Raw genomic sequence first — 12,984 nt, 5'->3', positions numbered from 1 at the left:
GTCAGACCGAGCTCAGCAGGATCGACGTCTCGCTGTTGGTGATCCCCTCCACGCCCCGCACCTCCCGCAGGACACGGTCGAAATCCGTGAGGCTGGCCGCGCCGAGTTCCGCGACGAGGTCCCACTTTCCGTTGGTCGAGTGGAGCTGCAGCAATTCCGGAATTCCCCGTAGCCGCCGGATCACGGCGGTTGTCGACTGTCCGGTGACCTCGATCATCATGATCGCGCGAACCCCGCCGTCCGCGTGGTCCTGCCGCGCGCGGATGGTGAAGCCCAGCACCGCGCCGCTTTCCAGCAACCGATCGAGCCGGTTCTGCACCGTCGCCCGCGACACCCCGAGGATCGTCGCCAGCTTGGACACCGGCGCACGCCCGTCCTCGCGCAGGATCGCGATCAGGGAACGGTCGAGGTCGTCGAAGACATGCATGACAGATTGTCAATCCAGGCTGTGCAATTTGCTCAAGCTATACCGGCAAATCGCTCAGGCTGACAATGCAATCCATCACCGTTTGGTGGCTAGAAAGGATATCCCAGTCCGGAGTCATCCTTTGCCAAAGCCCCCTTCCAGCCGCGCCTACGTGCCTTTCGTGTCGGTCGAGAACATGATGGCGCTGATCCATCACTTCGGCATCGAACAGGTGCTGACCCTGCTGGCCGACGAGATCGAGGCCGATTTCCGGCGGTGGGAGCTGTTCGACAAGACGCCCCGCGTCGCCTCGCATTCCAGCGTTGGCGTGATCGAGCTGATGCCGACCTCCGATGGCGAAACCTACGGGTTCAAATACGTCAACGGCCACCCGAAGAACACGCGGGAAGGGCTGCAGACCGTGACCGCCTTCGGTGTTCTGGCGGACGTCGATTCCGGCTATCCGATCCTGCTCAGCGAGATGACCCTTCTCACCGCCCTGCGCACCGCCGCCGCCTCGGCAATGGCGGCCCGGCACCTTGCCCCCAAGGGCGCCCGCAGTATGGCGATGATCGGCAACGGCGCGCAATCCGAGTTCCAGTGCCTCGCCTTCAAGCCGATTTGCGGCATAGGCACCGTCCGCCTCTACGACATCGACCCGGAGGCCACCGCCCGCTGCGCCCGCAACCTGGCGGGACGCGGGCTCGAGGTGGTGCAGTGCCGGTCGGGTCAGGAGGCCGTGGAGGGCGCCGAGATCATCACGACCTGCACCGCCGACAAGCAATATGCCACGATCCTGACCGACAACATGGTCGGCAGCGGCGTCCACATAAACGCCATCGGCGGCGACTGCCCAGGCAAGACGGAGCTGCACCGCGATATCCTGCTGCGGTCTTCGATCTTCGTCGAATACCCGCCGCAGACCCGGATCGAAGGCGAGATCCAGCAGCTCGAGCCGGACCACCCGGTCAAGGAGCTGTGGCAGGTGATCACCGGGCAGGTCACCGGGCGGACCTCCGAGCGGCAGATCACCCTCTTCGACAGCGTCGGCTTCGCCATCGAGGATTTCAGCGCGCTGCGCCTCGTGCTCCGCCTCATCGAAGGCACGGAGTTCTACACGGAGCTCGACATGATCGCCGATCCCGACGACCCGCGCGACCTGTTCGGCATGCTGGAACGCGCCAAACGGTAACGCGGCCGGGCTTGACTTGCGCGCCGTCCGGACGCTACCGCTTGCCGGTACGCGGCTCGTGCGGCACGGAGATCATTGTGAACACCCAGTTTTTCGCCGAGGCCGGCCTGCCGACCCCACCCCGCCGCATCTGCCGGAGCGACGCGGCCTAGGCCGCCGGATCGCCCCGGATGGATCACCTGAACACACCTTTCGCGCCAGCGCGTGCCTGCCGAGGCGCCCTTGGAAACGGTCGGTGCCCGACCGCCGGCGTGACGCAATGAACGCAGCGGATATCTGGAGTTTCCTGCCGCTGGCGATGGCGGGTGCGCTCTGCGTGGGTCTCGCCAAGGGTGGCTTGCCGGCCGTCGGCATGCTGGCCGTGCCGCTCCTCGCCTTCCGCATCGACCCGCTGACCGCGGCCGCGCTGCTGCTTCCGATCTACCTGATCAGCGACTGGGTCGGCGTCTGGCTCTACCGGCACCATTTCGACCCTCGAAACCTGAAGATCCTTATCCCGGCGGGCCTCTGCGGCGTGCTGGTGGGCTACCTGCTGGCGCCGCATCTTTCGACCGACGGCATGAGCATCGCGGTTGGGGTCATCGGCATCTTCCACTGCCTCCGCCACTGGTTCCTCACGCCGAAAAACGCAGCCCCGCGCCCGGCCCGTGTCGTGCCGGGGCTGTTCTGGGGAACAATGTCGGGCCTCACCAGCTTCATCAGCCACGCCGGCGCTCCGCCCTACCAGATCTACGTGCTGCCACAGCAATTGCCGAAACTGGTCTTTGCCGGCACGACGCAGTTCGTCTTTACCGCGGTCAACATCGCCAAGCTGCCGCCCTACCTCGCGCTCGGCCAGTTCCCGGAGATGGACCTCAAGGCCATAGCGCTGCTGGCGCTGACCGCGATCTTCGGGGCCTGGGGCGGCTCCAGGCTGATCCGGATCATTCCCGACGGCATCTTCTTCTCGGCGATCCGGCTCGCCCTGTTCGCATTGTCGATCAGCCTGATCTGGCGTGCCGTCACCTGATTGCCGAAGATCACCCGCGCGCTATTTTCCTCCAACACAGCTTGACCTTCCGGTTGGTGAAGGTTGCAGAACAGGGGAGCAACAAGATCGTGAGACACTAGATGAATCGCAGACATTTCATGCTCGCCACAGTCGGAACCGCGCTCCTGGCGCGACCGTCGCTTGCCGCCACGCCGCAACTGGAGGTCTTCAAGTCGCCGACCTGCGGATGCTGTTCGGCCTGGATTGCGCATATGCGGCAATCGGGATTCGAGACCGTCGCCAGCGACATCGACGACGATGCCCTGTGGCTGCTCAAGGAGCGCACCGGGATCACTCCCGAACTCGCTTCGTGCCACACCGGGTTTATCGACGGCTACTTCATCGAAGGCCACGTGCCCGCCGCGGATGTGCAGCGCCTGCTGGGCGAACGGCCCGATGCGCTCGGGCTGACCGTGCCCGGCATGCCGATCGGGTCGCCCGGCATGGAGATGGGCGATGCCCGCGAGCCCTACGACACCCTGCTCGTGCTGAAGGGCGGCGCTTCGGAGGTCTTTCAGAGCCACGCCTGAGCACCTGTTGCCTTTGGCAGAAAAGGTGGGGCCTTTGTCCTAACGGTCAGCGCAATGGTCGGGCTAGTGTCCGACCATGACAGACGACTCGACATATCGGACAGAAAAGCGCGCGCGCAGCGTGGTGATGGTGACCTACCCGAACGCCCACATCCTCGATGTGGTGGGCCCGCTGGAGGTGATGACCGGCACCAAGTTCTTTCTGCCGGAAGGGCCGGATCCCTATGACGTTACGGTGCTCGCCACGCGCGCGGGGCCGGTGAGGACCACCTCCGGTCTGACCATCTCCGCCGACCGCGCCTTTGCCGACGCAATGCCCGAAAGCGGCGAGATCGATTCGCTGATCGTCAGCGGCGGGCACGGCACGATGGCCGCACTCGAGGACGACGCCCTGATGGACTATGTCCGCGCCGCAGCCGGTCGGGCACGCCGGATCGTCTCGATCTGCACCGGGGCGATGATCCTCGCCGAGGCCGGACTGCTGGACGGCCGCCGCGCCTGCACCCATTGGTGGTGGTGCCCGGTGCTCGAGAAGCGGCACCCGCAGGTCAGGGTCGACCGCGACGCGATCTTCGTGCGCGACGGCAATGTCTGGACCTCGGCAGGAGTGACCGCCGGCATGGACCTGGCGCCCGCGCTCGTCGAGATGGATTGGGGCCACGACATTGCCCTGCAGGTCGCCCGCTACAACGTGATGTACATGATGCGCCCCGGCGGGCAGTCGCAGTTCAGCGCCCACCTGCTGGCCCGCAAGGCGCAGGACCCCGCGATCAACGAGACGCTGGACCACATCCTCGCCAATCCGGGCGACGGGCTCACCGTGACCGTGCTGGCCGCGCGTGCCGGTTTGTCGGAACGGACCTTCGCACGCCGTTTCAGGGACGAGACCGGCAAGACCCCTGCCGCCTATGTCGAGACCGCGCGGGTGCAGGCCGCCCGCGTCGTGCTGGAGACCACTGCCACCGGGGTCGAGCAGATCGCGTTGCAGACCGGCTTCCAGAGCGCCGAACGGATGCGGCGCGCCTTTCACCGACACCTCGGCATCTCGGCCACCGAGTACCGCGAGCGGTTCCGAGGCGCGCAGCCGCCGCCGCAGATCCGCGACGGACCCGGCTGACGCCGCACGGATCCTCCGCACCCGAACGACCTCCCGCGCCGGCCCATCGCGCTGGCGCGCTTTATTGCCATGCCCAGATACAGGAATTCAGCATGAATCCGACCTACCTTCCCCTCCTTCTCGCGGCGTTTCTGGCCGCCTGCGCCGACAGTGGCGCCAACTACCAGCCAATCCTCGACGGCACTCCTAGCCCAGCCTACGAAGCCGACCTGGCCGCCTGCCAGCAACTGGCCCGCGACCAGCGCGCTTTCGACCAGGAAACCGCTGCCGCCGCGGTGCTGGGCGCGGGGGCCGGCGCGCTTCTGGGTGCGGCCGATGACGATGCCGACGCCGCGGGCGGGGCCATCGTGGGCGCGCTGGCGGGCGGCACGGCCGGTGCCGTCAACGCAAATGACCGGCGGCAGGAGATCGTCATCGAATGCCTGCGCGGTCGCGGCCACCGGGTTGTTGGATAAGAGCTGCGCAAAATGACCCCCGACATACTGGATCGCCCGGTCCCTTTGGCCGGGCTTCGCACCTTGATCGCGAACTGGCGCTTACCGGCCACCGCGTTGCCCGTCTCCCCAGGCCTGCCCACCTCCCCGCGCCTCCGGCGCGACATCGGCCTACCGGAGATCGAACCCGCGCCGCAGGTCGTCACGCCCTTCGGCGAGAGGATCTGACGCTCCGCGCCGGTCGGCCCTTTGCGGGCTGGCCGGGGCATGCAAGAAGGAAACCGTCATGCAGACCGTCTTCATCGCCGGGGCGACCGGATATCTCGGCCGCCACCTCTGCGCCGAATACCGCGGAGCCGGTTGGTATGTCCGCGCGCTGGTCCGGAACGCGGCTCGGGCGGCGGACCTTGACGCGGACGAGCTGATCGAAGCGCAGGCAACGCGCCCAGATACGCTGTATGGCTGCATGGAAGGGGCAGCGCTGACGATCTCCGCGCTCGGCATCACGCGGCAGGCCGACGGGCTGGACTATCGCGATGTCGACTACCGGGCGAATCTCAATCTGCTGGCAGAAGCGCGCCGGGCGGGCGCTGGACGCTTCGCTTATGTCCATGTGCTGAACGCCGACCGGATGCGGGATGTGCCCCTGGTCGCGGCAAAGGCCGCATTCGTCGATGCGCTCCGCGCCGAGGACATCGCCTCCACAGTGATCGCGCCCTCCGGCTACTTCTCCGACATGGAGGATTTCCTCGCTATGGCCCGCGCCGGGCGGGTCTGGCTGTTCGGGGACGGCGCGAAGCGGATCAACCCGATCCACGGCGCCGACCTGGCCGCCGCGACAGCCGCGGCGATCGCCGAAGAGCGCGACTGGATCGACGTGGGCGGACCCGAGGTGTTCACCCATAGGGAACTGGCCGAGGCAGCCTTTGCCGCCCTCGGCAAGCCCGCAAGGATCACCCGCTTGCCCGAGGCGCTGCGCCGCGCCGCACTGGCCGTGCTGCCCCGTGTGACGCCCCGGCGCATCCACGGGCCGGCCCGGTTCTTCCTGACGGCGATGGGCATGGACATGGTCGGGGAGCGGCATGGAACGCACCGCCTCGGCGCACGTTTCGCGGACCTCGCGGCCGGGATGAAATCCGGGAGGCCCAACCTATGACCCTTCACCACAGCGGCGGTATCGCTGCCCTGCTTTGCGGCGCGACCTATGTGGCGGGCTTCGCCCTGCTCCTCACCCTGCTCACCCCGCTCGGATACGGCACGGAGGAGATCGACACCCGAGCCGTCGCCGCACTGGCCGAGGCCCAGCCCGGGCTGCTCATTGCCTGGAACAGCACGATCTACATCGCGAACGGGCTGGCGCTCGCCGTGCTCACCGTCGCCCTCGCAGAACGGCTCCAGCCCCGCGTCCCAGGCTGGGCCGGGGTGTCCCGTGCGCTCGGACTGATCTGGGCGACACTCGTGCTTGGTGCAGGGATGGTCGCGAACGTGGCGGTCGAACGCACGTCGGCGCTCCACGCGACCGATCCGCAGGGCGCCGCGGATCTCTGGGGAACGCTGCACGCGGTCGAACTGGGGCTCGGCGGCGGCAACGAGATCGTCGGCGGGGCCTGGATCCTCTGTATCAGCATCGCAGGACTGGTCTCCCGGCGGCTGCCGCGAGGCAGTGTGGCACTGGGCCTACTGACCGGGCTCGCCGGGCTCGCAACCTTGGTGCCGGCCCTCGGCACAGCCGCGGGGGCTGGTTTCGGGCTCGGAGGTATCGCCTGGTTTCTCGCGGTGGGCACGGCACTGCTCAGAGACCTAAGCCGTCCTGCAACGCACCATCCCAAATGAAAAGGGGCGCTCCAATGAACGCCCCTCCAATGCGGTTCGGCCCGGATTACTCGAAGGTCTGCAAGTAGGCGATGACGTCGGCGATATCGCTTTCCTTCTTGAGGCCGGCGAAGGACATCTTGCCTTTCGGGATCACATCCTTCGGCTTGGTGAGATAGGCGACAAGGGTCGGCTCATCCCAGACGAGGCCGCCCTCGGCGAGTTCGAGCAGGTTCGGCGAGTACTTGTAGTCCTCGACCCGGCCAGCCGGCGCGCCGACAACCCCGTTCAGCGGCGGCCCGACGCGGTTCTTCGCGTCTTCGCCGACCATGTGACAGGCCTGACACTTCTTGAAGACATTCTCGCCGTTGGCGGCATCTCCCTCGGCAAGGACGGGTGCGGCGGTCACCGTGGCAAGCGCCGCGGTCAGGGATAGAAGAGCGGATCTCATGTCTGTTCCTTTCGTGTTCAGACCAGTGTCTCTGTGGCGGCAACCGGGAACCTCCCGATTGCAAGGCTGAGTCTCTGTGGTGCCGACTGACAGCAGGCTGTCGACGACCGTTCGGCAAGAACCGCGGCGCGTGCGCTGGCCGCGCACGGAGCACGTCCTGCAGCCAACGAACCGCCTTCCGGTCCGAAGCCTTGCCTTACCCACCGCGACGGATCAAGCACCGCAGCTTGCGAGGCATGGGCCGGAAGCGGAAAGTCGGACAACGTGACGCGCCTCGGAGCGGCATTTGCCGGCCTGCGTCACATCGGGCGCCGCGCTCCGGGTGCCCGGCGAGCCGTGCCGGCAATCCACCGCCATTCGCAATGATAATGTCGAATCTTCCGTCGGCAAACGAATTGGCGCAATGCGTCGCGCACGGATGGCATCGGGCTTTCACCCGATGCGCCGGCTTTCTATGATACGCTCTCGCCGGCATCGCAGCATCCCGGCGCTTGGGCACGAGGCTTCAGGGAGGCAGAGTTTCATGACGGACGACCCGCGAAGGCAGATCGCCCGCAACTCCATGCTGATGCAGAGTTTTTCCGACGCGCATGCCGAAGCGTTGCTGCAGAGGTCGCAATGGCAACGCTTCAGACGCGGCGAGACGCTGTTTCTTCAGGGCGAAGAAGCGCGGGCGATCCACATCGTCATCGACGGCTGGGTCAAGCTCTACCGGATCACGCCCAGCGGCGGCGAGGCCATCGTCTCGGTCTTCTCCGAGGGGCAGAGCTTTGGCGAGGCGGTGGCGCTGCGCGGCGCACCCTATCCCGTCTCGGCCGAAGCGGTGACGGAATGCGAGGTACTGCGGCTTCCCTCAGCCGCGGTCACCGACATGCTGCGTCAGGATCCCGAGATCGGGATCAACATGCTCGCCGCCACCTTCGCGCATCTGCATTCGCTGGTCGGGCAGCTCGAACAGCTCAAGGCCCAAACCGGGGCGCAGCGAGTGGCCGAGTTTCTGCTAGGGCTCTGCAACGGCTCCACAAGCCCATGCAAGGTGACCCTGCCCTACGACAAGACGGTGATCGCCGGCCGGCTAGGCATCAAGCCCGAAAGCCTCTCGCGCGCGTTCGCCAAGCTCGGCACCGTGGGGGTGACGGTCAATCGCAACACGGCGACGATCGAGGATATCGAGCGGCTGCGGGACTTCTCCACCTCCGATCCCGCCGGGTTCTGGAACAAGGGCGGCTAAGCCATCACGCAGGTTGCGCATCGGCGGGCAAGACTGGCGAAAGGGCCTTGCATCGCCGTGCCGCGGCATGCTGACAGGACCGGACGCAAGGAGGCCGGAATGACCGACAGCAGCAGCACGCAGCCGCCCCAGCGCGAGGGAACGCCGCGCGAGGTATTCGCGGCTTTTCTCAAGCTCGGCCTGACGTCCTTCGGCGGGCCGATCGCGCATCTCGGGTACTTCCGGGACGAGCTGGTGACCCGGCGCGGCTGGCTCGGCGATCATGCCTATGCAGATCTCGTCGCGCTCTGTCAGTTCCTGCCCGGCCCCGCCTCCTCGCAGGTGGGCTTTGCCCTGGGGATGATGCGGGCCGGCTGGCTTGGCGCACTTGCCGCCTTCACCGCCTTCACCCTCCCTTCGGCGCTCTTGCTGCTGGCCTTTGCGCTGAGCGCTTCCGCCATTTCCGGGCCGTTGGGAACCGGCATCCTCCACGGGCTCAAGACCATCGCGGTGGCCATCGTGGCGCAGGCGGTCTGGGGCATGGCGTGCACGCTCTGCCCGGACCGGGCAAGGGCCGGCATCGCGGTGGGTGCGGTTGCCCTCCTCGCCTTCCTGCCCGGCGCCTTCGGCATGGTGGCCGTCATCATCTTCGGGGCGCTGGTCGGGCTGGCGTTGGGCAGCGGGACGGGCACGCCTATCGGCGGCCACCTGACCATGCCGGTGCGCAGCGCGCAGGGCGGCATCGCCCTTGCTGTGTTCATTGCCCTGCTGTGCCTCCTGCCGCTGACAGCAGGTGGGTCGCAGGCGTTGGCCGTTTTCGACAGCTTCTATCGCGCCGGTGCGCTGGTTTTCGGCGGCGGCCATGTCGTGCTGCCGCTTCTCCAGGCCGAGACCGTCGCGCAGGGCTGGGTCACGCCCGACGCCTTCCTCGCCGGCTATGGAGCGGCGCAAGCGGTGCCCGGCCCTCTCTTCACCTTTGCAGCCTATCTCGGTGCGGTGCTCGGCCCGGAGCCGAACGGGGTCGCGGGCGCGGCCATCGCGCTGGTCGCGGTGTTCCTGCCGGGGTTCCTGATCCTCGTCGGGGTGCTGCCGTTCTGGGACAGGTTCCGCTCCATGGCCGCCGCGCAATCGCTGATGCAGGGCGCGAACGCGGCGGTGGTCGGCATCCTGGGCGCGGCGCTCTACGACCCCGTCTTCACCAGCGCCATCGGAGGGCCGAAAGATTTCGCCCTCGCGCTCGCCTGCTTCGTCTTGTTGATGGCCTGGAAAGCGCCGCCCTGGGCGGTGGTGATCGTCGCGGCGGCGGGCGGCGCGGCGCTGACTGGCTTCTCCTGACGCAGGATCGTGGTAGGGATCGGGCGACGCCATCCCGGCGCAAGAGGGACGCCCAGATGACAAGCTTTCGACAGCAGATCGCCGAGGCCCTCGGCCCCGACATGCCCCCCCGGACCCGGGTGTTGGAGATCGGCGACGGCGCGCTGCCCTCCTGCTTCGACGTTACCGGCCTCACCCTCGCCTCAATAGAAGCCGCGGCGGCGGAACTGGGCGACCTGCTCGGCGCTGCACAGGTGACACTGAACCGCCGCCATGCGCTCATGTGGTTCGACATGACGCTGCGCCCCACCGGTTGGGAGTTGCCGGGGGCATGGGATCCGATCGCAGGCAACTACCCCGCAGCGGATGGCTGGATCCGGCTGCACACCAACGCGCCTCGCCACCGCGCGGCGGCTCAGTCGGTGCTAGGCTGCACGCCGGACCGGGAGGCGGTGGCTCAAAGCGTCCGGGACTGGGAGAAGGATGCGTTGGAGACGGCCGTCGTCGCGGCGGGCGGCGCGGCGGGGGCAATGCGCGGGCTTGCCGATTGGGCGCGGCATCCTCAGGGCCGCGCCGTCGCCGCCGAGCCCCTTGTTGCATGGACGCACAAGGGCGATGCCGCTGGAGACCTTCGGCTAAACGGCCTGCGGGTGCTCGACCTCACACGTGTGCTTGCCGGGCCGGTCGCCACGCGCTTCCTTGCAGGCTTCGGCGCAAACGTCCTGCGGATCGACCCGCCCGACTGGACCGAGCCGGGCGTCGAGCCGGAAGTCACCCTCGGTAAGCGCTGCGCCGGGCTGGACCTGACGCTGCCCACCGACCGTGTGCGCTTCGAAACGCTGCTTCGGTCGGCCGACGTGCTGGTGCATGGCTATCGCCCGGATGCGCTCGAACGGCTGGGGTTCGGTGCGGAACGGCGGCAAAGCCTTGCTCCGGCGGCGATCGAGGTGACACTGAACGCCTATGGCTGGACCGGTCCCTGGGCCGGGCGGCGCGGATTCGACAGCGTGGTGCAGATGAGCTGCGGGCTGGCCGCCGAGGCGATGCGGCAGGCGGATGCGGACCGGCCGGTCGCGCTGCCGGTGCAGGCGCTCGACCATGCCACCGGCTATCTCATGGCCGCCGCCGTGCTCCGCGCGGTGCGTGTCCGAAATGGCCGCCGGCAGGTACTCTCCGCCCGCCTTTCGCTGGCCCGGGCGGCGCATCTGCTGGTGTCGGCCGGGCTGCACGGCCCGTCAGCTCCGATGCCGCCGGAGACCGACGCGGATCTCGCGCCGGAATCCGAGGCCACCGGCTGGGGTCCGGCGCGGCGCATCGCCTTTCCGGTCGAAGTGGATGGTCGGATGCCGACATGGCGTCACGCCGCGGGGCCGCTGCGCAGGTCCGCAGCAGTGTGGGAAACCTGACCCTCGCGAGGTCAGAACACCTTCAGGAGGCGTTTCGGAAGCCTTCATCCAGATCGAGATCGTCGAACTGCTTCGGCAGGTCCTTCAGGAGGGCGGAGAGCTCTTTCTCGTCGACCAGCTTCGCTGCCTTGCGGGGCGAGAACCAGTGCCGCTTGCGTTGATTGCGCTCCTTCCAGCGGCGCTTAAGCTTCTCGACCATCATCGGGTAGAGCGTGACCCGGCACGGCACCACCCCACCTTGCCCCACCCGTTTGTCGTAGTGGTAAAGCCCGATCGGCTGCTCCGAGACGAACCCTACCGCGCCCGCCTCTTCCAGCGCCTCGATCTCGGCGGCATGCCAGGGCATCTTGTCATCCATCAGCCAGCCCTTGGGCATAACCCACCGGCCCGTATCGCGCGAAGTCACCATGAGAACGCGGAGCTTGCCGTTACGGTCACGATGCAGCGGCAGCGCGGCAATCTGATCGACCTGGTCCCTCGGCAAGTCACGTCCTCCTCACGTGCGATTATACATTCCGTGCCATCAGCGCAGATCACCCTCTCCGAACGACGCGCAAATCTCGCTCACACCGATCCTACGGCTTTTGACTTCCGGCTCAATGATCGCGCGTTCGGATCACCGATCGTCTTCAGGTGGCCTGCTCTTGGATGGTTCTTTGCGTTTTGCGAATACTCGCGCCACAAAGGTGGTCTTTGCAACAAAAAACATTGCATGACTTCGGAAATACCACAATTCTTGCTCACGGGTGCGACACGGCGGGAAAAATGCAGGAAATCGAGACCTATCAGGAGACCGCACGCGGGAGCCGTGACCGCCTAAGGAAGGCGGAGCGACAGAAGCAGATCCTGCTGGAACTGAAGCTGAGACCCCATGTGCGCATCAGCGAACTGGCCCAGCGCTTCAATGTCTCGACCGAAACGGTCCGCCGCGATTTCGACGCGCTGGCCGGCGACGGGCTGGTATCTCGCGCTCACGGCGGCGCCTCGGCTCCGCCGCAGGGTCATTATCCAAACCTCGACGAACGCTCGGTCGCCCGGATCGAGGAGCGGGAGCGGATCGGGCGGCGCGCCGCAGCACTGATACAGGATGGCGAGACCGTGATGATCGACTCCGGCTCGACCACGCTGCAACTGGCCCGGGCACTGGCCTTTCTCGACACGCGGTGCACGGTGATCACCAATTCGATCCCGGTGGCGATGACCATCGGCCACGGCGCCGCCGAGGTGCTGCTCGCCCCCGGCGCCTATCTGCCGGCGGAATCGGCCCTCGTCGGTCCGGAGACCGTGGAGTTCCTTGACCGTTTCAACGTCGACCGCTGCATGATCGGCGCCTCCGCGCTCTCCGCCGAAGGTCCGTCGGAAACCGTGCGCGGCTTTGCGGCGGTCAAGCGGGCGATGCTGCAACGCGCAGTGCACCGGCATCTGCTGGTCGACTCCTCGAAATTCGGTCGCAAGGGCTTTGCCCATGTCGGTGGGCCGAAGGCGCTGTCCTCCCTCGTCGTCGACCTCGCGCCTGAAGGAGAGTTGAAGGCCGCCTTCACCGAAGCCGGTGTGCAGATTCTGGTGGCCGATCCGGCTTAGTCGGCGGCCGGCAGGCGGCTGCGCCAGACGAACTGCCGCAAGGCGAACCGTGACCGCACCGAACGGATGCCCGGCACAGTTGTGAGTTTATCCTGCAGGAACCGCTCGAAGGCCGGCAAGTCTTCCACCACCACCCGCAGCAGGAAATCCTGGCTGCCGGTCATCAGGAATCCCTGCACCACTTCCTCGAACTCCGCCACGCGCCGCTCGAACAGCGCAAGGCTCTGCGCCTCCTGCCGCTCCAGTTCCACCGAAACGAAGGCGGTGATCGGGTAGCCGGCCTTCTCCGGCGAGACCACCGCCCCGTAGCGTGCGATCACCCCCGTCTGCTCCAGCTTGGCGACGCGGTTCCGGCAAGGCGTCGCCGAGAGCCCCACGCGCTCGGCCAGTTCGACGATGGAGATCCTCGCGTCCTTCTGAAGAATCTCGAGGATTCGTCGATCGATCTTGTCCATGGTGAAATCCTCTTCAGAACGAACATTTTGCAGCGTTTATGGCCAC

16 protein-coding genes are annotated in these 12,984 nt (G+C 67.0%); 12 read left to right on the top strand and 4 right to left on the bottom strand.

Annotated features, from left to right (window positions below):
- Position 1 precedes the first annotated feature (1 nt).
- On the bottom strand, positions 2-427 hold the full coding sequence (locus tag ACFQ2S_RS10750; protein WP_386074462.1) for an Lrp/AsnC family transcriptional regulator: 426 nt from the start codon (positions 425-427) through the stop codon (positions 2-4).
- 121 nt (positions 428-548) lie between these two features.
- Here ACFQ2S_RS10750 and ACFQ2S_RS10745 point away from each other — a divergent pair, with 121 nt between their 5' ends.
- From ACFQ2S_RS10745 to ACFQ2S_RS10710, 8 genes are all read left to right on the top strand, one after another.
- The gene (locus ACFQ2S_RS10745) at positions 549-1,598 is read left to right on the top strand and encodes an ornithine cyclodeaminase (protein WP_386074461.1); all 1,050 of its coding nucleotides are present in this window, start codon (positions 549-551) and stop codon (positions 1,596-1,598) included.
- 259 nt (positions 1,599-1,857) lie between these two features.
- Positions 1,858-2,607: a sulfite exporter TauE/SafE family protein gene (locus ACFQ2S_RS10740; RefSeq protein WP_386074460.1), complete on the top strand. Its 750-nt coding sequence runs from the start codon at positions 1,858-1,860 to the stop codon at positions 2,605-2,607.
- 101 nt (positions 2,608-2,708) lie between these two features.
- Positions 2,709-3,158, top strand: a complete 450-nt coding sequence (locus ACFQ2S_RS10735) for a DUF411 domain-containing protein (RefSeq protein WP_386074459.1) — start codon at positions 2,709-2,711, stop codon at positions 3,156-3,158.
- Between the two features lie 76 nt (positions 3,159-3,234).
- Complete coding sequence (locus ACFQ2S_RS10730; RefSeq protein ID WP_386074458.1) at positions 3,235-4,275, top strand: GlxA family transcriptional regulator; 1,041 nt, start codon at positions 3,235-3,237, stop codon at positions 4,273-4,275.
- Positions 4,276-4,367: 92 nt separating this feature from the next.
- The gene (locus tag ACFQ2S_RS10725; protein ID WP_386074457.1) at positions 4,368-4,730 is read left to right on the top strand and encodes a glycine zipper family protein; all 363 of its coding nucleotides are present in this window, start codon (positions 4,368-4,370) and stop codon (positions 4,728-4,730) included.
- Positions 4,731-4,742: 12 nt separating this feature from the next.
- On the top strand, positions 4,743-4,937 hold the full coding sequence (locus ACFQ2S_RS10720) for a hypothetical protein (protein WP_386074456.1): 195 nt from the start codon (positions 4,743-4,745) through the stop codon (positions 4,935-4,937).
- A 58-nt stretch (positions 4,938-4,995) separates the two neighbouring features.
- A complete protein-coding gene (locus ACFQ2S_RS10715; RefSeq protein WP_386074455.1) occupies positions 4,996-5,865 on the top strand; it encodes an NAD(P)H-binding protein in 870 nt (289 codons plus the stop codon).
- Positions 5,862-6,542 carry a hypothetical protein gene (locus tag ACFQ2S_RS10710; protein ID WP_386074454.1) on the top strand — a complete coding sequence of 227 codons (681 nt, stop codon included), beginning with the start codon at positions 5,862-5,864 and terminating at the stop codon, positions 6,540-6,542. Before ACFQ2S_RS10715 ends, ACFQ2S_RS10710 begins: the two co-directional genes overlap by 4 nt.
- Positions 6,543-6,588: 46 nt before the next feature.
- On the opposite strand, the gene ACFQ2S_RS10705 is transcribed toward ACFQ2S_RS10710, so the two are convergent.
- Positions 6,589-6,972 (bottom strand): c-type cytochrome, encoded by a 384-nt coding sequence (locus ACFQ2S_RS10705; protein WP_386074453.1) that lies wholly within the window; start codon positions 6,970-6,972, stop codon positions 6,589-6,591.
- A gap of 523 nt (positions 6,973-7,495) precedes the next feature.
- Here ACFQ2S_RS10705 and ACFQ2S_RS10700 point away from each other — a divergent pair.
- From ACFQ2S_RS10700 to ACFQ2S_RS10690, 3 genes are all read left to right on the top strand, one after another.
- Entirely contained in the window at positions 7,496-8,203 is a 708-nt protein-coding gene (locus ACFQ2S_RS10700) for a Crp/Fnr family transcriptional regulator (protein WP_386074452.1), read from the top strand.
- Positions 8,204-8,302: 99 nt separating this feature from the next.
- On the top strand, positions 8,303-9,517 hold the full coding sequence (gene chrA / locus ACFQ2S_RS10695; RefSeq protein ID WP_386074451.1) for a chromate efflux transporter: 1,215 nt from the start codon (positions 8,303-8,305) through the stop codon (positions 9,515-9,517).
- 56 nt (positions 9,518-9,573) lie between these two features.
- Positions 9,574-10,902 (top strand): CoA transferase, encoded by a 1,329-nt coding sequence (locus ACFQ2S_RS10690; RefSeq protein WP_386074450.1) that lies wholly within the window; start codon positions 9,574-9,576, stop codon positions 10,900-10,902.
- Between the two features lie 22 nt (positions 10,903-10,924).
- Here the strand turns inward: ACFQ2S_RS10690 and ACFQ2S_RS10685 are convergent, their stop codons facing one another.
- Positions 10,925-11,386: an NUDIX hydrolase gene (locus ACFQ2S_RS10685; protein WP_386074449.1), complete on the bottom strand. Its 462-nt coding sequence runs from the start codon at positions 11,384-11,386 to the stop codon at positions 10,925-10,927.
- A 281-nt stretch (positions 11,387-11,667) separates the two neighbouring features.
- Here ACFQ2S_RS10685 and ACFQ2S_RS10680 point away from each other — a divergent pair, with 281 nt between their 5' ends.
- Positions 11,668-12,483 carry a DeoR/GlpR family DNA-binding transcription regulator gene (locus ACFQ2S_RS10680; protein ID WP_386074448.1) on the top strand — a complete coding sequence of 272 codons (816 nt, stop codon included), beginning with the start codon at positions 11,668-11,670 and terminating at the stop codon, positions 12,481-12,483.
- Here the strand turns inward: ACFQ2S_RS10680 and ACFQ2S_RS10675 are convergent.
- On the bottom strand, positions 12,480-12,938 hold the full coding sequence (locus tag ACFQ2S_RS10675; protein WP_386074447.1) for an Lrp/AsnC family transcriptional regulator: 459 nt from the start codon (positions 12,936-12,938) through the stop codon (positions 12,480-12,482). The genes ACFQ2S_RS10680 and ACFQ2S_RS10675 overlap by 4 nt on opposite strands.
- Between the last annotated feature and the right edge of the window lie 46 nt (positions 12,939-12,984).

The organism is Tropicimonas aquimaris (genome assembly GCF_042676185.1).
GTDB lineage: Bacteria > Pseudomonadota > Alphaproteobacteria > Rhodobacterales > Rhodobacteraceae > Tropicimonas > Tropicimonas aquimaris.
Note: the sequence above shows the minus strand (reverse complement) of the source record. Positions and strands in the feature narration are given on the sequence as shown.

What these genes read in the sequence shown, in the direction of transcription:
- ACFQ2S_RS10710 (WP_386074454.1), top strand. Translation starts at nt 5,862, where the DNA reads ATGACCCTTCACCACAGCGGCGGTATCGCTGCCCTGCTTTGCGGCGCG.
- ACFQ2S_RS10675 (WP_386074447.1), bottom strand. Translation starts at nt 12,938, where the DNA reads ATGGACAAGATCGATCGACGAATCCTCGAGATTCTTCAGAAGGACGCG.
- ACFQ2S_RS10730 (WP_386074458.1), top strand. Translation starts at nt 3,235, where the DNA reads ATGACAGACGACTCGACATATCGGACAGAAAAGCGCGCGCGCAGCGTG.
- ACFQ2S_RS10715 (WP_386074455.1), top strand. Translation starts at nt 4,996, where the DNA reads ATGCAGACCGTCTTCATCGCCGGGGCGACCGGATATCTCGGCCGCCAC.
- ACFQ2S_RS10700 (WP_386074452.1), top strand. Translation starts at nt 7,496, where the DNA reads ATGACGGACGACCCGCGAAGGCAGATCGCCCGCAACTCCATGCTGATG.
- ACFQ2S_RS10680 (WP_386074448.1), top strand. Translation starts at nt 11,668, where the DNA reads ATGCAGGAAATCGAGACCTATCAGGAGACCGCACGCGGGAGCCGTGAC.
- ACFQ2S_RS10725 (WP_386074457.1), top strand. Translation starts at nt 4,368, where the DNA reads ATGAATCCGACCTACCTTCCCCTCCTTCTCGCGGCGTTTCTGGCCGCC.
- ACFQ2S_RS10705 (WP_386074453.1), bottom strand. Translation starts at nt 6,972, where the DNA reads ATGAGATCCGCTCTTCTATCCCTGACCGCGGCGCTTGCCACGGTGACC.
- ACFQ2S_RS10720 (WP_386074456.1), top strand. Translation starts at nt 4,743, where the DNA reads ATGACCCCCGACATACTGGATCGCCCGGTCCCTTTGGCCGGGCTTCGC.
- ACFQ2S_RS10735 (WP_386074459.1), top strand. Translation starts at nt 2,709, where the DNA reads ATGAATCGCAGACATTTCATGCTCGCCACAGTCGGAACCGCGCTCCTG.
- ACFQ2S_RS10750 (WP_386074462.1), bottom strand. Translation starts at nt 427, where the DNA reads ATGCATGTCTTCGACGACCTCGACCGTTCCCTGATCGCGATCCTGCGC.
- chrA (WP_386074451.1), top strand. Translation starts at nt 8,303, where the DNA reads ATGACCGACAGCAGCAGCACGCAGCCGCCCCAGCGCGAGGGAACGCCG.
- ACFQ2S_RS10690 (WP_386074450.1), top strand. Translation starts at nt 9,574, where the DNA reads ATGACAAGCTTTCGACAGCAGATCGCCGAGGCCCTCGGCCCCGACATG.
- ACFQ2S_RS10740 (WP_386074460.1), top strand. Translation starts at nt 1,858, where the DNA reads ATGAACGCAGCGGATATCTGGAGTTTCCTGCCGCTGGCGATGGCGGGT.